Source organism: Nocardia citri, from assembly GCF_054065835.1.
In genome coordinates this window covers 18,168-38,813 of record NZ_JBSUQM010000032.1, presented here as the reverse complement: position 1 = coordinate 38,813, position 20,646 = coordinate 18,168, and the positions used below count along the sequence as shown (strand labels likewise).

Genomic DNA, 20,646 nt, shown 5'->3' with positions numbered 1-20,646 from the left:
CCCGATGGCGCGCCGTCGGGCAGCTGCCTAGAGATTTAGCTGCTGATTGCGTAGGGGCGGCGGACTCGCCGGGCGAATTCCAGGACCTGGGCGATTGCGGTGCGGGACAGGCCGACCTCCGCACCGATGCTGGTGGGCGTCCACGATTGATCGGCGAGCATGAGAATTTCGGCCAACTGCTCCACGGGGATGACCGAAAGGCCGCGACCCGCGATCGCACGGGCGACCGACCACACCTCGAGATCATCGCTCTCCGAACCGAGGTTCTCGGTCAGCAGATTCTCGGCCGAAAGCGATTGCACGACTTCACTGATCACCTCACTGGTCGTGCGACGAGGCGCATCGTCCGCAACAAGCTGCCTTACCTCGGCCTCGGATTCCGCGGTCTGCTCTTCGTGATGGTCTGCGGAGTTGTCGGCGCTCGAAGTGCGGTGCACCTCCACTGCCCGCGTGACTCGTTCGGCCGGAGTCGGTGTCGCGGAACCGCGGGCGGCACGCTGGGGTTCGATGGGGGAGTTTGTGCGCGTGGGGGTTTCCACACGGCTGCTCGACTTCGCTGAATGGGCGGTGTTTGCGGACGTGGGGGTTTCGGTATGAGTGTTCGACGTCGCTGCATGGGCGGTATCGGCAGATGCGTTGGTGCGCGAAGAATTTTCGATACGGCTGCTGGATTTCGCCGGGTGGGGAGCGTCAGCGGGCGTGCCCGTGCGCGCCGCGGCTCGACTCGTGTCGGCGATCGCGTCCGCACCCGCGTCGGCGGTGCCGTCACCTGCTGCGATGATCGCGGTATCGAAGATGCTCAGCTGCGATTGTGCTGCGTCGCGTGTGCCGATGGTCCGCGACTCGGCCACTGCGACAAGAGAAGTCGCGCCCGCATCGCGGGCAACCCGCGCGTCGCGAGCGGAAGCTGCGGTTGTGCCATTGGTCCCGAAGGCGGTCGCACCGGCGATCGTGTGCTCGTCGCGAGGGCTGGCGTCAAGTGCCGCCGCATTCCGGATATCTGTGGCAGGAGAGGTCGCGCCACCGTCCGCAGCGGAGGCGCCGACCATATGTGCGATGCGGGCCGCGCCAGTGGTCTCGGGAGTTGCGATCTCCTCGGAAGTAGTAGCCCCGGATGCGAAACCGAAATCAGCGGCGGCGGTGGTGTGCTCGACGCGAGTGCTGGCGGCACTCGGTGCCTGTTTCCCTGCCTCGTGGCCGCTGGCGGCGATGGTCGCGTGCTGGTCGCGGGTGCTGGCCGCATTCGGTGCAGTCGTCTGGAGCTCGCAGCCAGTGGCATCGAATGGCGCGGGCATTTCGCCATCGGCCGCTGACGCGGTCTGGGGTTCGAAGCCGGTCGCCGCAAAAGCCGAGTGGCCCTCGGCAGCGGTTGCCGACGCAGTCCGGGGCTCCGGCCCGGTGGCGGCGAGGGACGTGCGCTCATCGGCAGTCCTCGACGCGGTCTGGGGCCGGGAGTCTATAGCAGCAAGGGTGGTGCGCTCTTCGGGAGTCGCGGACTTGGTCTGGGAGGCGAATCCGGCGGCAGCTCTGTGCTCGTAGCGGGTGTTGCTGACACTCGGGGTAGCGGTCCGAGGCTCGTGCCCAGCAGTAGCGAGAGACGCGCGCTCATCGGCAGTCCCCGATATGGTCGGGCGCGCGGAGGCGGTGGCGGCTACCGGCGTGTGCCCGTTGTGGGTGTTGGCGGCATTCTGCGCTGCTGCCCTGGGGACGAAGTCCGTGGCCGCAAACACCGTGCGCTCATCGGCAACGATCGTCGATGCGGTCTGGGACTCGTAGCCGCTGGCGGCGGAAGTCATGCGCTCGTCGGCATCGGTTACCGGTGCGGTGTCGGGTTCCAATCCGTTGATGGCAGCAAGCGTGTACCCGACGCGGGTGTTCGTCGGGGCCGACGAGTGCGCGGTGGCATGCGGTGTGCTTGCCCTCATGCTCGCGGTAGCGGGTGTGGTGCGGTGATCGAGGTCGGTGGCGGGAAAGGCGTTCTTGTCGAGGGTGTTCGCGGCGGAGGTAGGAGCTGGCAGTGTGCCGTCGGCGGTGTCGGTAAAAGTTCGTGCGGAGTTACTGATCGGCCGCGGTGCGCGGACGGTGTGACCAGGGCGATAGTCGTCGCTCGGGATTTGTTGGGTGAGACGGCCATTGGTCGAGCGGGTACTCTGCGCGTGGTACACCAGTGTTTCGGTGCAGTCGAGGCGCGAGACGGCGTCGGGTTGGGCTGCGCGCATTGCCGCCTCGGCGACGTGGGTATCCACGTCGACCGGGAAGCGGACGCGGGCTTGGTCGAGGAGGGGGTCGAAACCCTTGGCGGCGATCAGTTCTCGACGGTCGGTGGGTTCGTCGGCGCGGAAGGTATCGATGGGTGCGCCGCGCTCGGTCGTGACCCGCTGCCGGGGCGGTAGATCGGGTTCGTCCTCGATCAGCGCGACACCGTCGATAAGCATGGCGTATCGCGCGGAAACCCAGGCGTGCAACCAGATCACGACGCCGACCATGACCGGGGCGATCGCGTATTCGGCGGCCTGGCCGAAGGATCCGGCGGCCAGATGCGGGCCAGCATTGAGCGCGACGGTCGTGCCGAGGAGCGCGGCCTCGAAGAGGACGACCTTGCCCCGATCGAGTTCGCGGCCCCAGCGGGCGGCCGTCGTCGCGGCGACCATGATGGTGATGATCGGGATCGAGATCATCGCCTCGATCCCATAGCTCAACCAGTACAGCGGATCCGCCATATTTCCGCTGGGCACCAGGTTGTGCTGCACATTCACCCCGGCCCACACCATGCCGAGCACCACGACGGCGATCAGTGCGCGCGAGGACCATTCGGCCCGGCGGTACAGCTGGGCGAGGCGCGCATCCTGATTCGAGACCCGTCGCCGCGCCGCCAGGGCGCGCCGATGCCAGCGCGCGTCCGCATCGTCGGCGCGCGCAATGGCGGCCGTGGTCCGTCGATTGCGCTTCTCGGCCGCGATTTCGTCCTGGACGGCCCGCTTGCGCTGCCCCCGCCGCTGTGTCCGAACCCATTGCGCGAGATCCCGTTCCGCGTCGAGCTCGGCATCCGATAAGGCTTGTACCAGCGCCGCGTCGTCCTGGAGCGGCAACCGCCCCCGCGCGTTCGCGACCCGCTCGGCCAATGCGGCGATCTCCGAACTACCGGCCGACTGTTTGTCGCGCATCGCGAGCCTTCCCAGGAGCAGGTGTCATACCGACGCAGACCTACATGCTCGAACATATGTGTGATCGCACCGAGATTAAACCGCTACCCGCCCGAGGTCAATGCCGCGCACCCCGAAAAATCGAACAGATGCGCGAATCGCGAGCTAGCCGGCTTGCGCGGAATTCGAGTCAGGTGAGGGTGGTGTGCCAGACGACGGCGGCAGCCAACGCGCCCGCTCCGTTGACGGACCAATGCAGGGCGATGGGGGCCAGGAGGCTGCCACTGCGGCGGCGCAGCCAGGTGAAGATGACACCCGCGGCCGCGGTGGCGAGGACGGCGAGCAGGATGCCGATGATCTGGCCGGCTGGGCCGCCGCCGAGGAAGCCGGTCAGGCCGCGGTTGCCGGTGGTCAGGCCGAGTGCGGAGGCGATATGCCAGAGGCCGAAGAGCAGCGAGCCCGCCGCGAAGACACCGCGGGCGCCGTAGACGCGGTCGAGCGTGCCGTGCAGGACGCCGCGGAAGGCCAGCTCCTCCGGAATCGCGGTCTGCAGCGGGATGACGATCATCGACGCGATGAGCGCGCCGGAGATGGTGGCATAGCGGTCGGCGAGGAAGAACGGCCGGGTCATCGGCAGCAGCGCCCCGATCGCGACCACCGTGAGCACCAGGCCGACGGCGCCGAGGGCGTAGAGCGTGCCGCGCCGCCAGTGACGGGGTGAGAGTCCGAGCTCGGACCAGCCGAGTCCGCGGCGGCGCATGAGCGCGAGCAGTACGACGGCGGCGATGGGAACGGTGAGGATGCTCGCCCATGCGGTGGTGAAGTGGGCGATCAGATTTGTGCCGGCCAGGACTGTCACCACAACGGCCACGTCCAGATAGGCGTGCAGTTTGTGGCGGGGCGGTGCCGCTTCGTCGAGGTCCTGTTGAAGCATCCGGCCCAGTGTACGTATGTCCGCGACTGGCGCCAGGGGGCCGGCTTAGAAGTGCTGCGTCATCAACATGGTCCTACCCGTATTCGCGGAACATACCGCCGGCGTTATCGCCGCCCTTGCCACCCCTGCGTATCCGCCCATGCCTGCAGCGTCCGGGCACTGTCGAACCGGCGCGGCCTGCCGCTGATCGGATCGGTGAATTCGAGTGACGTGGCCAGCAATTGCAATGGCCGAGTGAAATCGTCCACAGGTTTGTCGGTGAGCACCGGATAGAAGTCGTCGCCGAGGATGGGAATGCCGAGCCCGTTCATATGGAGCCGCAACTGATGGGTGCGTCCGGTCAGCGGCCGCAGCCGGTAGCGGCCTAGGCCGTCGCGCTGCTCGAGCAATTCGATCCAGGTCTCCGCATTGGGCTCGCCCGCCACCTCCTGTGCGGCGAGCACCTGCTTTTCCTTGATGATCCGGCTGCGCACCGTACGCGGCAGCGTCAGCTCTGGATCGAAGGGGGCGATGGCCTCATACTCTTTGCGCACCGTACGCCGGTGGAACATAGTCTGATAGGCCCCGCGCCGGGCTGGATTGATGACGAAAAGCACCAGCCCCGCCGTGACGCGGTCGAGTCGGTGCGCCGGAATCAGATCGGGTAGGTCGAGTTCGCGGCGCAGCCGCACCAGCGCCGTCTGCAGGATGTGCTGGCCCCGCGGAATCGTTGCCAGGAAATGCGGCTTGTCTACCACGAGCAGATCGTCGTCGCGGTAAACGACCGGGATATCGAACGGCACTACGGTCTCATCGGGTAGGTCGCGATGAAACCAGACCGCACCGCCCGGCACATAGGGCGCGTCCGGCGCGATCGGACCGGATAGGTCGACGATCCCGCCCGCGTCCAGCAATTCATCGATCCGCGCGGCGGGCACGCGAGGCAGCCGTGCCACCAGATGGTCCCGAATGGTCGCCCATTCGCCCTGCTCCGGTAGGCGGAGCCGGGCCGGGTCCAGGCCGTGCCGCTTGGGCAACGGCGGCTGCTGCCTCCTTCTCATTACCGACGACCATAGTCGGCGACGAGTCCGCAGCTCACGGCCGGGCCGGGCGCATAAACCGCGCAGCCCGGTCCGGTGTGATGCGCGCAGTGTGTTCGCGCCAGCGCCGATCCCGCGCACACGATTGCGCAGTCGTGCCACGGATGGTCGCGGCTCGCCGCGTTCGTCCAGCACCATTCGCCGGGACTCGGCCAGCGTCTGTCTGGCGCGGCGGCGGACATTGCAGCGGTCGACGCTGCAATGCTGGTGCACCGGCATCGCCCGGTGCACCTGTTGCTCGGTCGAGGATCCGGGCTCACGTCCACGCGCACGCTCCGACCACTCGAACCAGTGCCCGCGCCGGGCAGCCAGCGGTCAGTGCGCGCACGCGCAGGACCTTCGCGGACTACTTCCAATAGGCGCGTGACTTGACGGCGGTTTTCGGCAGCCCGTGGGTGGTCCCGAGCGCCTTGGCGATCGACCGCGTGGTGCGGCCGTCACACGCGACCCAGGCGAAAGCGTCCTTCGGGCACTCGATTTCATCGGCCTGTTCACGCAGCAGTCGGCCGTTGTCGATCCGCTGCACCCATTTCACCTGGTGGTGCGGCTTATTGCGGACCGGGAGCCCGGTGTCGGATTCGTATTGCCATTCCAGCCAGACCCGGGCCGGCACATCGCCGATCGCGTCGAGCAGCGAATTGATGGCGGGCAGCGACGCGGTATCCCCGAAGATGACGAACTCGCTCGGGAGTGGTTCGGGTAGCCGGAAATCCGAGCCCAGCACGGACACGTCGATCTGGTCCCCGACGGCCGCCTTTTGCGCCCACATCGAGGCGGGACCGTGGTGCACCGCGAATTCGATGGAGAATATGTTCGCGTCCGGATCGGGGTCGACGAGCGTGTAGCCCCGCTGGTGTTGGCGCTCACCTTTCGGAATCCACAGCCGTACCCATTGCGTCGGATGTACCGGATGATCCGCGAGCAGTCCGCCCGCATCGAATCCGAGCCGCAGGTACTTATCGCTGATGTACTCGGTCGAGGTCACCGTGAGCCGGTAGTCCTCGGCGCGCCATGCCTTCAGCATCAACCCTTCGAAACCTCTACCCATGTAAATGAGGTTAGCCTAAGCATACATTTATGTCGTGGGCGTGTCTGGATGAAGCGAGTTCGAATGGGCGCGTGGCCCCCAGGCAAGTGTGCTACCTCGGGGCCAACTCGCATGTGGCGCAGGCGATTACAGGTCGCAGGGCAGCATCGCGACGCTCGCGATGGTGCATTCGGCTTCGCGGGTCAGCTTCCAGGTGTCGTCGATCCGCTTCCAGGACAGGTCGAAGTACCAGGGGTCCCAGCCGTCGATGGCGGTGGTCAGCTGGGCGGTGAGCAGATCGCCGGAAACATCGACCGGACCGAGGACGTCCCAGCGGAAGCTCGGCGGGGCCGAGGCCATGGCGCCGCCGAGCTGGTCGACCAGGCCGAGACCGGCCTCGCCCGCCTCGAGTTCGGTCGCGCGGGCGGCGCGCGCAGCGCTGGTGTTCAACACCAGTAGCAGTTTGGCCTTCAACTCGCCGAGGCCGGGAGAGGTGGTCCGCATCGGCGCGCCGATGGGTGCGGCGGTGGCTGGGGCGACGGTGGCCACGGTGCCGAATGCGCCGAGCACGACGGCCGCGGTGAGTGCGAACGCCGTGGTGGCAAGGCGTGTCACCGGCCTGTTTCCGGTGTTGAGCATCGGTTCGTCCAATCGTTCGTATGCCGGGAGTGTGCCGGTCCAGGGAGTGGCACTGCAGTGCAATATAAGGTAAGCCTATGCAAAGCTGATAGTCGGGAGTTCGGCGACGCCCTGGTTGCCGCCCCAGATCGAACGCAGGAGAACCGTGGACACACTATTGGTGGTCGGAGCAGGGCCGAAAGCCCTTGCGGTGGCGGCAAAAGCCCACGTCCTGCGGAAATTGGGGTTGGCGGCGCCGCGCGTGATCGTGGTCGAGGCACATGCCGTCGGCGGCAATTGGCTGCCGAGCGGCGGCTGGACCGATGGGCGGCACCGACTCGGAACCAGCCCGGAGAAGGACATCGGCTTCCCGTATCACTCGACCTGGGCGCGCGGGCACAACCGGGCCATCGACGAGGCGATGCTGGCCTACAGCTGGACCTCGTTCCTGGTCGAGCACGGCACCTACGCCGAATGGATCGAGCGCGGCCGCCCCAGTCCACAGCACCATGTCTGGGCCAAATATCTGCAGTGGGTGGCCCGCGCGATCGATCTCGAACTTGTCCTCGGGACGGTGGATTCGGTCGCCGCCGCGGCCGACGGCTGGCTGGTCTCGGTAACCGACGCCGCCGCTGGCGACCGCCTGCCGGTCGCTCGGAACAACACCGCCGTGACCACCCGAATCGACACGGACGCACTGATGATCACCGGACCCGGCCACAGCCGTCGGTCCCTGGCCGAACATCCCCGGGTGCTCAGCGTCGCCGAATTCTGGGAGCTGGCAGGCCGACGCGCGCTACCGGTTTCCTCGCGAGTCGCGGTGATCGGCGGCGGCGAAACCGCTGGTTCGGCGTTGGACGAGTTGGTCCGCCACGACATGTTGACCATCTCGGTGATCACACCCAAGGCCACCATCTACACCCGCGGCGAGAGTTATTTCGAGAATGCGCTTTTCAGCGATCCGACCAAATGGAACGCGCTGAGCATGGACGAGCGCCGTGATGTCATCCGGCGCACCGACCGGGGCGTGTTCTCGGTTCGCGTGCAAGAAAGCGTGATCGGCGACAACCGCGTGCACCATCTGCAGGGGCGGGTCGTGCGGGTCGCCGACCAGGGCGACGGCGTAGCGCTGACACTGCGCAACGACCGCCGCCCGGATCAGGTGCACAACTTCGATCTGGTGGTCGACGCGACCGGCGGTCAACCGCTGTGGTTCCTGGAACTCTTCGATTCCGATGCCCTCGATCTGCTCGAACTCGCCGTCGGCGGACCGCTGACCCAGGCCAGGCTGGAGGCCGCGATCGGCTACGACCTGGCGGTCGACGGACTGGGCGCGAAGCTCTTTCTGCCGCATATGGCCGCCATGGCCCAAGGTCCCGGATTCCCGAATCTCAGCTGCCTAGGCGAGCTTTCGGATCGGGTATTGCGCACGGTCCCGGTGCGTCAGGTCGTCGGTGCGCGGCGGGGTGCGCCCGCTCGACTGGGCTGACTCGCCCCCGTTATCTTCCCGAATTCAGCTACGTGAGGTTTTATGCGCATCGTGTTGTTCGGCTTCCAGACCTGGGGCCGAAAAACCCTACAGGCCCTGATCGATTCGGAGCATGAGGTCGTGCTCGCGCTCACCCATCCGGCCAGTGTGGACGCCTACAAGGGGATCTGGTCGGATTCGGTCGAGGATCTCGCCCGCGAACACGGCATCCCGGTGCATCTGACCGAACGGGCCGATGCCGAAACCATCGACCTGGTGCAGCGGGCCGAACCGGATGTCATCGTGGTGAACAGCTGGTACACGTGGATGCCCGCCGAGCTCTACAACGTGCCCCGGCACGGCACCTTGAACCTGCACGATTCGCTGCTGCCCAAGTTCACCGGCTTCTCCCCGGCGCTGTGGGCGCTGATCAGTGGCGAGTCCGAGACCGGCCTGACGGTGCATCGGATGGACGAGGGTCTGGACACCGGTGACATCCTGGTGCAGCGCGCATTGCCCATCGGCCCCACCGATACGGGTACCGAATTGGTATTGCGCGCTATGGAACTCATCCCCGGCGCGCTGCAGCAGGCGCTGCACGCCCTGGAATCCGGTACCGCGCAATGGAAGCCGCAGCGCACATCCGAACGGACCTACTTTCACAAGCGTTCCGAACGCGACAGCCGCATCGACTGGACCTGGCCCGCCGTCGATCTGGAGCGTTTCGTGCGCGCGCTGTCCGAGCCGTATCCGCGCGCGTTCACCTACTACCGCGGGGAGCGGATCGAGGTGCTCGCGGCGGCGGTGTCGCAGGCGCGCTACGGCGGCACGCCGGGTCGGGTGATCGTGCAAGAGGGCGGCGGCGCGGTGGTGTGTGGTCCGGAGGCATATCGCGGGCGCAATCGCGGCTTGGTGCTCACCCGGATCCGGACCGCGGATGGTGCCGAACACGCGGCTGCGGAATTCTTCACGCGCGGTGGCTATCTCACCGATCAATGAGGCGGCGGCGGGCGGGGGTAGTCGCCCCGTCAGTAGACTTATTAGGGTAGGCTACGCTAATATCGAGCGACCGTTCAGAAGAAATCAGATCAGTGCAGCGAGCCGGGGGTTGTTGTACGCCGCCGATTGCATGACGCTCCCCTGGCGCGACCATCGCGCCAGGGGGAGTCCGGCGGAAGCGCAGGAGTCAAGAAATGCCAGCAAATCTCGGATGGATCCGGCAATTCCACCAGCCCCGCTCCGCCCAATGCCCGCCATTGTTGATCTGCCCGCACGCGGGTAGCGGCGCGTCCGCCTATCGCGCGTTCTCCAAGGCGCTCAGCGAACACTTCGATGTGCTGATCTTCCAGTACCCCGGTCGCCAGGACCGGGCCCGCGAAGCGGCACTCGCCACCCTGCCCGAACTCGCTGCCGGTGCGTTCGCGGAATTCCATAACTCCGAACACAATCGCGGTCTGCCGCTGACCGTCTTCGGCCACAGCATGGGCGCGATGGTGGCCTTCGAACTGGTTCGCAAGGCCGAGACAGCCGGACTCGAGGTGCGGCTGCTCGCACCGTCCGCCGCGGTCTCACCCGGCCGCGCGGTCGATCTGCCGCCGCATCCGACCGAGGACGAGCAGATCCTGGACCACCTCGGCGCACTGGAGGGCACCGGCGCGGATGTGCTCGGCAGCCGCGAGGTCATGCGGATGGCGCTGCCGGTGGTGAAGGCCGACTGCCGGGCCTTCGATGCCTATACCTGCCCGGTGGATGTCCAGGTGCGGGCCAGGATTCACGTGCTCGGCGGCGCCGAGGACCACATCGTCACGCCGCGTGAGCTGTACGGCTGGTCCAACCACAGCGCCCAAGACACCGACGTCACCATCTTCGACGGCGGGCATTTCTATCTGAACGGCAATGCCGCCGGCATCGCGGAATTGCTGGCGCCCGAACTGGAACTCCTCGGATGAGTTCCGACATGGATCCGATCGTCATCTCCGGTATGGCCGTCGAGGCGCCGGGCGGTATCGATACGCTGCCCGACTTCTGGTCGGCGCTGGCGCAAGCACGCGAACTCATCGGACGGCTTCCGCGCAATCGGGAATGGCCGATCGAGGAATTGCTTTCGCTGCACCGCACCGAAGGGTGGAGCCGGGTCGCCGATGCCGGTGGTTTCCTGTCGGAGGCCACCGAATTCGATCCGATGTTCTTCGGTATCACCCCGCGCGAGGCGATTTCCATGGATCCGCAGCAGCGGGTCGCGATGCGAGTGGCCTGGCGGGCGCTGGAGAACGCGGGCATCAATCCGGGCGCACTGGATGGCGCCGAGGTCGGTTGCTTCATGGGCGCGTCCAGCAATGAATACGGGCCGCAGTCGGGTGTGGTCACCGAGTACTCCGGATATCGGGCCACCGGGACGGCACTCGGCGCGGTGGCGGGTCGGATTTCGCACAGTCTGGGACTGATCGGGCCGTCGCTGACCACCGATACCGCGTGCGCGTCGTCACTGACCGCTTTGCATTTGGCCGCGCATGCCGTGCGTGCCGGTGAATGCGAGTGGGCGCTGGCCGGTGGCGTGTGCGTCATGGGTTCGCCCGCAGCATTTTTCGAATTCTCCAAAAACAACGCACTCGCCGTCGACGGACACTGTCGCTCCTATGCCGCCGACGCCACCGGCACGCTGTGGGGTGAGGGCGCCGGGGTGGTCGTCGTCGAACCCGAGTCGCGCGCACGCGAACTCGGTCACCGGATCTACGGACGCCTGCTCGCCACCCGGGTCAACCACAATGGCAAGGGTGCACCGCTGGCGGTGCCCAGCGCGACGGCACAGCAGCGGCTGATCGAGAAAACCTTGGCAGCGGCCGGAATTCGACCGGATGACATCGGCCTGATCGAGGGCCACGGCACCGGAACACCGGTCGGCGATCCACTCGAGCTGACCGCCCTCGCCCGGTCCTACGGCGGCGTCGACCGTGGTACCGACGGTCCGCGACTCGGTTCGGTGAAGTCGAATATGGGCCACGCACAGGCCGCTTCGGGGGTGCTCGGCCTGATCAAGGTGCTGCTGAGCGGTGCGAATGGTCAGATCGCGGCGAGCCTCTACGCGGACAACCCGACCACCGAGGTGGATTGGGCGGCCACCAGCCTGCGGTTGGCCACGACACTCGAACCCTGGGAAGCGATCGACGGCGTTCGCTATGGCGCCGTCTCCGCATTCGGCATCGCCGGCACCAATGCGCACGCGATCTTGGCCATGCCGGTGCTGGAGGATATCGATGCCTGATTACCGACTACCGGACGGAACCGTCCCGGTACTGCTGTCCTGCGACACCGCCGACGGGCTGCGCGGTGAGGCGGCCGCGATCCTGGGATATCTGCGGCGCCATCCTGACGTCACTGCGGATCGTGTGGCGGACATGCTGTTTCGCACGCGGGTGGCGCGTCGGCGGCGGGCGCTGGCGATGGTCGACCACCGCGACGGACTGCTCGATGCGTTGCGCGCGATCATCGCCGGTGCCGAGCATCCGGCGGTCGTGGTGACCGATGGTGTCGCCGGCGCGCGCGGCATCGGATTCGTCTTCCCCGGACAGGGCAGTCAGCGGCCCGGCATGGGCAAACTCTTCTACGACATGTCCCCGACCTTCCGTCGCGCGGTCGATGACTGCATCGCGATCTTCGAGGAGCGCTTCGGCCACCGGGAGCCGCTGCATTATCTACTCGGCGACGAAGGACAGTTCGAGGATCGCCTGCAGGTGCTCCAGCCTGCGCTGATGTTCCAGATGTACGCCTTCGCCGCCATGTGGCGCGCGGCGGGAGTCGAACCCGTCGCGACCATCGGACACAGCCAGGGCGAATTGGCCGCCAGTGCGGTATCGGGAATCATGACGCTGCGGGATTCGCTGCTCGCGGTGACGCATCGGGCACTGGTCGTCGATCAGCTGTCGCCGCGCGGCTATTCGATGGCGGTGCTCGGCATGGACCGCGACCGGTGTGAGGCGCTATTGGCCAGACACTCCGGCTGGGCCGAGCTGTCGGTGGTCAATTCGCCACACATCCTGGCCATTTCGGGTGACCGCGAGACCATCGTCGACATGGTGGCGACCGCGGCCGCACGCGGTCGGTTCGCCAAGGAGATCCGCGTCGGGTATCCGGCGCACACGTCGCTGGTCAGCGAGTATCGGGCCGATCTGGAAACGGTGCTCGGTGACGAAATGAGCAGTCCGAATTTCATCGCGACCGAAATCCCTTGCTACGGCGCCACCCTCGGCACCACCATCACGCCCGACCTGCGGCACGACCAGTACTGGTATTGGAATCTGCGCAACCGTGTCCGCTTCGATCGGGCGATCACGGCCGCTACCGCTGATGTCGACACCTTCGTCGAGATGTCGGAACATCCCATGCTGCAGTTGGCCATTCAGGAGAACCTCAGCACGGTGGGTTCGGATTCGGCCCGGTCGCGGCCGGAGTTCCGGGTGATCGGCACCTCGCTGCGCACCGCCGCGGGGCTCGGCGAGTTCACCCGCAATCTGGCGACCGTCGCGGTACACGACCTGAACTATCGCTGGGATGCGCTGCGCATCGAATCCGGTTCGGACACAGTGCGTTTGCCGCTGCGAGACTTTCCCAACACCGTCCTGAATCCACAGCGACTGTGGGCCTCCTACCGGACGCCGGCGAATATGACGCTGGCCGCCCCCGAGCACACCGCGACCCGGCTTGCCGAGCACTGGGTGCGGCTCGAGCGTCGTTCGCTGGTTTCGCCGCGCACCATGCTCGTCGTCGACCACACCGGACAGTGCGCCGACCTCGCGGCGGCGCTGTGCACCGCGGCGCACAACCACGGTGGCGGTGCGGCCGTGTACGATCCCGACCGGCCCACCGACACCGCCGACTACGACACGGTAGTCGTGCTGCTGCCGGAGTTGCCAGAGCTGGACGGTCCCGCCGCCGTCGCGGAGCTGGCGCGGTTCTATGACGCCCGCTGGCTGCCCGCGCTCGACGCCACGGTCACCGACTGCTGGCTGGTGACCGTGGGCGGCGAGACCGCGGTCGCCGACGATCCGGCACCGCATCTGTTCCACGGCGCGGTCTCCGCCGGATTCCGCTGCATCGGACTGGAAAATATCGGCACCGCCTTCCGGCACCTGGACCTCGGTTTCGCCGATGCGGGGCAGGCCACGACGATCGTGCGCGCACTGCACGCCAAGGACGAACCGCAGCTGGCACTGCGCGCGGGCAGGCTCTATGCCAAGCGGCTCGAGGTGGAAACCGGACCGGCTCTCGGCGTTGCGGATGATGCGGAGCTCGAGCACGTCGTCATCGTCGGTGGGACCGGCACCCTCGGACTGAAGTTCGCCGAGTACTTCGCCGGTCGGGGTGCGCGACGGATCACGCTGATCGGCCGATCCGGCGAAACCGATACCGTCGCAGGACGTTTGCGTATCGTTCGACAGATCGGCACCGCCGAGGTCGCGGTGGTCGCCTGTGACGTCAGCGACGAATCCAGCGTGCGTGAGCTCGCCGCGGCCTTGGTCGACACACCGGCGACCATGTTGGTACACGCCGCGGTGAACTATGTGCGCGCCGAACTCGCCGAGGTAAGCACCGAGAAGCTGTTCGAGATCGCGGCATCGAAGATCATCGGTACCGACCATCTGCTGCGACTGCTGCCACTGGCCGCGGACGTCCGGATCGTCATCTGCTCCTCCGCGGCGGCCACCTTCGGTGGTCGGGGACAGATTCTCTACGCCACCGTCAACCGCATGCTCGATGTACTGGCCGTGCGCCTGCGCGCGGCGGGCACGAATGCCGTTGCGATGCAATGGGGTATCTGGGACCTCGAGGGTCCGTTGCACGCGGTCGGCGTGGACCGGATCGCCGCCGCGGGCGGCCGATCCATGGACCCACGCGACGCACTCACCCGCGGTTTCACCGAGTTCGCCGAAATCGGACGGCCCGGCAATCGCATTGTGATGGCCGCCGATTGGTCGCAGTTGAACGACATCATCTCGGCAGTCGGCTGGGGTCCGCTGCTCGCCGATGTGCTCGCGCAACTGGACTCCGCGCCGCCGCAGGCCGAGCCTGCCGTCGCCGCTGCCGCCGTCGTGGTTGTGCCGGAGGCGGTCGTGCCGCCCACCGGTTCACTGTCGGATCAGGTGCGCGTCGAACTGGGCAAGGTGATGGGCGCCGATGGGCTCGAGGCCATCGACAGCTCGGTGCCGTTGGTGGCGCTCGGTCTGGATTCGCTGCAGGCATTGGACTTGCGCAAGCGGGTGCAGGCCGAACTGAACCGCGATCTTCCGGTGGCGGCCATTCTGGGCGGTGCGTCGCTGGACGACGTCGTGCGTCTGCTGGCCAGCAACGTCTAGGCGAGGGATCTTGATGTCGAACAACGAACCGGCGGGCATGCTGGACCGCCGAAAGGCGCTGCTGCGCAAGCGTTTGGCCGAAACCGGTCTGACCGATCCGACTGCCGCGCCGATGCGAATATCGAAACCCGGTGCATGTCACCCGCTTTCGGCCGGACAGCGGCGCATGTGGTTTCTGCAGACCCGCGACCCAGAGGACACCACCCTCAATATCTGTGTGGCTTATCGGCTCACGGGTGGGCTCGACGAGGCGCGGCTGCGCGATGCGGTCGCGGCAGTGGTCGACCGGCACGACATTCTGCGTACCACCTACGGGCTCGACGATAACGGCGAGCCGTACCAGATCGTCCGGACGGATCTCGAACTGTCTTGGCAGACACACGATCTGACCGAACTGCCGCAAGCCCGGCGCGCGCGCAGGCTGGAAGTGCTGGCCCGCCGGGAATTCGGCCGGCCGTTCGATCTCGCGGCCGAATCGCCGCTGCGCATCAGCCTGGTGCGCACCGGTGCCGACGAATTCGCCCTGCTGCTGGTCGCACATCACATCGGCTGGGACGACGACTCGTGGGCAGTCTTGTTCACCGAGCTCAATGCCGCCTACCGCGCCGAGCCGGTCCGGATGGGCCGTGCGCAGTACGTCGATGTCGCGGTCTTCGGCGCGAACACCGCCGACAATGACGGCGCCGATATCGACTACTGGCGCGCGACCCTGCGCCCACTGCCGCAATCGCTGGAACTCCCCGGTCCGGCCGCGGTCGCCGCGGTCGCGGCCAAGCAATCCGATCGGTGCACCGTAGCGCTGCCCGCGGAGCTCGTCGGCCGGGTGGCGGCCTTCGCCCGTGCGCACGACGCCACCCCGTTCATGGTGTGGCTCGCCGCCTACCACGCGGTGATCCATCGCTACACCGCGGCAACGGATTTCCTGGTATCGGTCCCGGTGACCGTGCGTCCCGACGCCGTCGCCGAATCGTTGATCGGCTACTTCGGCAATACGCTGCTGCTGCGCGCCACCATCGATGCCGCGGACACCTTCGCCCGCTGCACCGAAACCGTCCGCGATGCCTGTGTCGGTGCCTTCGCGCACCAGAGTGTCGGTATCGATCGCGTTGTGCGCGAGGCGAATCCGGATCGCGTCGGCGGCCGGGACGGGTTGGAGCAGCTGGTCCGACTCGGCTTCGGGGTGCGCCGCAGCGTACAGGGATTCGACCTCGCCGGTGTCGAGGCGACGCTGCTGGATCTCGGCAGTGCCGTGGCGCAGATTCCATTGGGACTGACCGTCGTCACCGAAGCCGATGGCACGTACCTGGAAGCCGAGTACCGGATCGCCGATCTGGACCGCACCCTGGTGGAACAGCTACTCGACCACTATGTGCGACTGCTGGACAGCGCGCTCGCGAAACCCGACCGCAGGCTCGGTGATATCGACATGCTCGGCGCGGCCGATCGAGCCGCGATCCTCGCGCGCTCGCGTGGCCCGATTGCCGAGGCCGCGCCGACCACCATGGTCGCGCTGTTCGAAAACCGGGTCGCGGCCACGCCCGACGCGCTCGCCATCGTCGCCGCCGCCGAACACGGTCCGGCCCAGGCCGAACTCAGCTACGCCGAACTGAACTGTCGCGCCAATCGTCTGGCGCACTGGCTGATCGGACAGGGACTCGGCACCGAAGACCTTGTCGGGCTGCGGCTGTCCAATTCGGTGGAGTTCGTGGTCGCGGTGCTGGGTGTGCTCAAATCCGGTGCGGCCTATCTACCCATCGATCCGGCTTACCCGCAGGATCGCATCGACTACCTGGTCGAGGATGCCGCGCCCCGGCTGGTGCTCGGCCGCGGCGAACTGGCGGCCGCCGAATCCGCGGCCATCGGACTGCCCGACACCGACCCTGGCGACACCGATCGCGTGCGGCCGCTACTGTCCGGACATCTCGCGTACGTCATCTACACCTCCGGGTCCACCGGAAAGCCCAAGGGCGTCGCGGTATCCCATGCCGCGATCGCCGAACATCTCGCGAGCTTCGTCGCGGAATGGAGTATGACCGCCGAAGATCGGCTGCTGCAGTCCTCTTCGGTGAGCTTCGATGCCTCACTGCTCGATATCTTCGTGACGCTCACGCTCGGCGCCCGCCTGGTCATCCCGAAACCCGACGCCTTCCGTGATATCCCCTATGTGGCCGAGTTGATCGCCCGCTGCGGTGTCACCGTGCTGCATATGGTGCCGTCGATGTTGCGCACCTTCCTGCTGTTGCCGGAGGTGAGCCAATGGCGTGCGCTGCGGCATGTTCCGGTGGGTGGTGAGGCGCTGCCCGGCGAAGTGGCCGATAGGTTCGCCGGTGTTCTCGATGCCGAACTGCGCAATCACTACGGTCCGACCGAAGCCGTGGTGTGCGCCACGCATATGAATGTGGAGGGCCCGCAGGGCACGCGGATCGTGCCGATCGGGGTGCCGAATCAGAACGTCACGGTGTACTTGCTCGATGCGGCGCTACAACTGGTGCCATCGGGTGTGGTCGGTGAGATCTATTTGGGTGGAGCGCAATTGGCGCGTGGATACCTGAATCGGCGCGGCCTCACAGCCGAGCGGTTCGTCGCCGATCCGTTCGTGCCGGGCGCTCGGCTGTATCGGACCGGAGATCTCGCGCGGCGCAATGCCAATGGTGAGATCGAATTCGTCGGCCGCGCCGATGAGCAGGTCAAGGTGCGCGGCTTCCGGATCGAACTCGGTGAGGTCGAGGCGGCGATCGCGTCCCATCCGGGTGTCGGACACTGTGTTGTCATCGCGGTAGCGGATGCGGCCGTCGGCGCGATGCTGGCAGCGTATGTGGTTGCCGCCAATGGCTTTTCGGAATCGAGGCTCGATATCGACGAGGTCCGCGGGCATGCCGCCGCGACGCTGCCGGATTACATGGTGCCCAGCGCCTTCGCGGTGATCGACGAGATCCCGTTGACCGTGCACGGCAAACTCGACCGTGGCGCGCTGCCGGATCCGGAACGCGCCACCGCTCACCGCTACCGGGAGCCGAGCACCGCCACCGAAATCCGGCTCGCCGGGCTGTTCGCGCAGATCTTCGGCCGCGAGCAGATCGGCGCGGACGATTCGTTCTTCGAACTCGGCGGGCACTCGCTGTTGGCCACCCGCCTGGTCGTGCGGATTCGCAGCGAATTCGGCGTCGAGATCGATGTGCGCGCACCGTTCGATACCCCGACTGTCGCGGGACTTGCGGCGCTGATCGAGGCCACACCGGCGCGTGTCACGCCCGCCGTGTCAGCGTTGCTGAAATATGCTCGGCCCCAGCGTATTCCGCTGTCCTACTCCCAGCTCGCGCTGTGGTTCCAGTGCAAGATGGAGGGACCGAGCGCGATCGGCAATATTCCCTTCGCGGTGCGGGTCGACGGTCCGCTGGATCTCGAGGCGCTGACTAGCGCGCTCACCGATATCGTTGCCCGGCACGAGGTACTGCGCACCGTTTTCCCAGACAACGGCGGCGTGCCATATCAATCGGTGCTGCCCGCGGGGCCGATCGAGGTGCCGGTGACGGAACTGAACGATCCGCGGCGGCTGCGCGCCGAACTTGCCGCGGCCGGTGACCACTGCTTCGCGGTCGATAGCGAACTGCTGATCCGGCCGCGAATCTTCGTGCTGGACAGCAAGTCCCACGTGCTGTCGCTGCTGGTGCACCATCTGGTGGCCGACCACTGGTCGTTCCGGACGATTCTGGACGATCTCGCCACCGCCTATCGTGCGCGGACCGAAGGCATTGCTCCGGACTGGAAACCGCTGCAGGTGCAGTACGCCGACTATGCGCTGTGGCAGCGTGAGGTGCTCGATTCACGCGGGACGCAGATGGATTACTGGCGTGCGGCACTCGCCGGTCTGCCGGACGAGATCAATGTCGCCCTGGACCGGCCACGCCCCGCCATCCTCGGTAAGAGCGGACATGTGGTGCGGTTCGCGGTGCCCGCCGCATTGCGCGCCACGTTGAAGGCGCTCGCCGAGGCCAGCGGCGGCAGCGAGTTCATGGTCTATCAGGCCGCGGTCGTGACGCTGCTGCACAAACTCGGTGCGGGTGTGGATATTCCGCTCGGCACCCCGATCGCGGGCCGGGCCGATCCGGCCACCGCCGAAATGGTCGGTCTGCTCGCCCATATGGTGGTGCTGCGCGTCGACCTGTCCGGTGATCCGACGCTGCGGACCGTGCTGGAGCGCTCCCGCGATACCGCGCTCGGCGCGTACAGCAACCAGGACATTCCAATGGAACGCCTGGTAGAGGCACTGAATCCGGTTCGCTCCCGAGCCAGGAACCCACTGTTCCAGGCCATGATGCATTTCCGGGAAGAAGACTGGGGCAGTGCGGGTCGGGGTTTGGACGCGCACACCGCACTGGCGGTGCTGCCCTTGGATTTCGACACCTCGCTGCTGGACCTCAGCATCAATTTCTTCGCGGGCTCCGATGGTGGTTTCGAGGCCAGCGTCATCGTCAATGCCGATCTCTACGAGCCTGCTACCGCAGCGCTGTTCGCGCAGCGCATACTTCGCGTACTGACCGCGTTCGCCGAAACCCCCGACAGCGCGGTCGGTGAACTCGACATCATGCCCGCCACCGAGCGCCAGCGCGTCCTCGGCGAATGGGCCACCGGGGCGGAGCTGTCCTGGACGCCCGGGATTGCTGAGCTGATGCGGCGTGGTCGCGGTGTCCCGGCCGATCGGATCGCCCTGCGCTGCGGTGCCGAAGCACTCACCTATGGTGAGCTCTTCGACCAGCTCGATCGCGGGGGAGCCGATGGCACCGAGGCGGTGCGAAGGCTCGCCGCAGTGGACGCGGCGGCGAACGCCATCGAGGTTTCGCTCGATGCTGGGCGGACCTGCGTGCTCGGCCGCGAGGCAATCGCGGCTGCCGTAGCCGATCGAAGGGCTATTGCCGCCGATCGCTGCGGTGAATCACCCGACCGGGCAACGGGTTCGGCGGATGTGCGGCTGCTCGCGGCATCCTGGTCGGGATCCGAGGTCGAGATCGAATTGCTGGCCGCACTGGCCGACGGGGCGACGCTGATCCTCGCCACCGAACAGCAACGCGACGATCCCGCCGCACTGGTCGAACTGATCGCCGCGCATTCGGTCACGCATGTGGTGGCGGCTCCCGGCGCGCTGTCACGGTTCGTGCAGACCGGCGTCTCCGTGCTGCCGTCGGTGCGCAGCTGGGAGGTCATCGGAACCGACTGGCCCGCAGCGCTTCCCGATGTGCTCCCCGCGCTCGCGGCCGGTTCGGTCGCCACCTTCGACCTCCGGATTCCGGAGTACGCGGGTGCGGTGGCGCGCGGTGCGGTCGATGGCAGTGGCCGTGCGCGGCCCATTCCGGGCGCACGGGTGTTGGTGCTGGACGAGGCCCTGCGACCGGTCGCGCCCGGCGTCGACGGTGATGTGTATGTCGGCGGTGTCGGACTGGCCGATGGGGTCGAGGACGCGTTCATCGGCGATCCGTACCTGCCGGGAGCCCGGCTGTTGCGCACAGACCAGCGGGCGCATTGGGATATCGCCGGGCGACTCGCCTTCGCCACCGTGTCCCAGCTTGGCGAAACCCCCATGTGCACTGCATCGTCCGAAGCAGTGCACACCGAAACCGAACAGCAGCTCATCGCCATCCTCGAGGAACTGCTGGAAATCCAGCATGTCACCGCCGACGACAACTTCTTCGCACTCGGCGGCGACAGTGTGATCTGCATCCAGTGGTCGGCACGTGCCAACCAGCTCGGCCTGCCGCTGTCGCCGCAGCTGGTATTCGAGCACCGCACCATCGCCGAACTCGCGGCCGCGGTCTACGACGCGGTCGCTGCCGGGGCGGCCACGACCATCGGCGACACCTTCGGTGCGGCAGCCGACGATGATACGAACAGCGTTGGCGTGCATGCGGATACGGCACAACCAGCAGCGCCCGACCGGCACCGACATGCGGCGATGAGCGTGTCCGGCCTCAGCTCGGACGCGTTGGCCGCACTGGGCGCGGCGTGGAAGCAGTCGCAATGAGGGGCGACTTC

General features: G+C 67.0%; 11 protein-coding genes. 6 read left to right on the top strand and 5 right to left on the bottom strand.

Annotated features, from left to right (window positions below):
- Nucleotides 1-35: 35 nt before the first annotated feature.
- From ACW2Q0_RS27990 to ACW2Q0_RS27970, 5 genes are all read right to left on the bottom strand, one after another.
- On the bottom strand, nt 36-3,164 hold the full coding sequence (locus ACW2Q0_RS27990) for a hypothetical protein (protein WP_457193914.1): 3,129 nt from the start codon (nt 3,162-3,164) through the stop codon (nt 36-38).
- Nucleotides 3,165-3,333: 169 nt separating this feature from the next.
- Nucleotides 3,334-4,077, bottom strand: coding sequence for a CPBP family intramembrane glutamic endopeptidase (locus ACW2Q0_RS27985; RefSeq protein WP_457193913.1), 744 nt, complete (start codon nt 4,075-4,077; stop codon nt 3,334-3,336).
- 104 nt (nt 4,078-4,181) lie between these two features.
- Nucleotides 4,182-5,117 carry an RluA family pseudouridine synthase gene (locus tag ACW2Q0_RS27980; RefSeq protein ID WP_457193912.1) on the bottom strand — a complete coding sequence of 312 codons (936 nt, stop codon included), beginning with the start codon at nt 5,115-5,117 and terminating at the stop codon, nt 4,182-4,184.
- A gap of 385 nt (nt 5,118-5,502) precedes the next feature.
- Nucleotides 5,503-6,204: a siderophore-interacting protein gene (locus ACW2Q0_RS27975; protein WP_457193911.1), complete on the bottom strand. Its 702-nt coding sequence runs from the start codon at nt 6,202-6,204 to the stop codon at nt 5,503-5,505.
- Between the two features lie 126 nt (nt 6,205-6,330).
- Nucleotides 6,331-6,822, bottom strand: coding sequence for a hypothetical protein (locus ACW2Q0_RS27970; RefSeq protein ID WP_457193910.1), 492 nt, complete (start codon nt 6,820-6,822; stop codon nt 6,331-6,333).
- Between the two features lie 145 nt (nt 6,823-6,967).
- Here ACW2Q0_RS27970 and ACW2Q0_RS27965 point away from each other — a divergent pair, with 145 nt between their 5' ends.
- The 6 genes from ACW2Q0_RS27965 (at nt 6,968) to ACW2Q0_RS27940 (ending at nt 20,635) form a co-directional block, all read left to right on the top strand.
- Nucleotides 6,968-8,290, top strand: coding sequence for a SidA/IucD/PvdA family monooxygenase (locus ACW2Q0_RS27965; protein ID WP_457193909.1), 1,323 nt, complete (start codon nt 6,968-6,970; stop codon nt 8,288-8,290).
- A gap of 42 nt (nt 8,291-8,332) precedes the next feature.
- Nucleotides 8,333-9,268, top strand: a complete 936-nt coding sequence (locus ACW2Q0_RS27960; protein ID WP_457193908.1) for a methionyl-tRNA formyltransferase — start codon at nt 8,333-8,335, stop codon at nt 9,266-9,268.
- Nucleotides 9,269-9,462: 194 nt separating this feature from the next.
- On the top strand, nt 9,463-10,218 hold the full coding sequence (locus ACW2Q0_RS27955; RefSeq protein WP_457193907.1) for a thioesterase II family protein: 756 nt from the start codon (nt 9,463-9,465) through the stop codon (nt 10,216-10,218).
- Nucleotides 10,215-11,531: a beta-ketoacyl [acyl carrier protein] synthase domain-containing protein gene (locus tag ACW2Q0_RS27950; RefSeq protein ID WP_457193906.1), complete on the top strand. Its 1,317-nt coding sequence runs from the start codon at nt 10,215-10,217 to the stop codon at nt 11,529-11,531. Before ACW2Q0_RS27955 ends, ACW2Q0_RS27950 begins: the two co-directional genes overlap by 4 nt.
- Nucleotides 11,524-14,619 carry a nocobactin polyketide synthase NbtC gene (nbtC, locus tag ACW2Q0_RS27945; RefSeq protein WP_457193905.1) on the top strand — a complete coding sequence of 1,032 codons (3,096 nt, stop codon included), beginning with the start codon at nt 11,524-11,526 and terminating at the stop codon, nt 14,617-14,619. The genes ACW2Q0_RS27950 and nbtC overlap by 8 nt, the downstream gene beginning before the upstream one ends.
- A 13-nt stretch (nt 14,620-14,632) precedes the next feature.
- Nucleotides 14,633-20,635: an amino acid adenylation domain-containing protein gene (locus ACW2Q0_RS27940; protein ID WP_457193904.1), complete on the top strand. Its 6,003-nt coding sequence runs from the start codon at nt 14,633-14,635 to the stop codon at nt 20,633-20,635.
- Nucleotides 20,636-20,646: the final 11 nt, after the last annotated feature.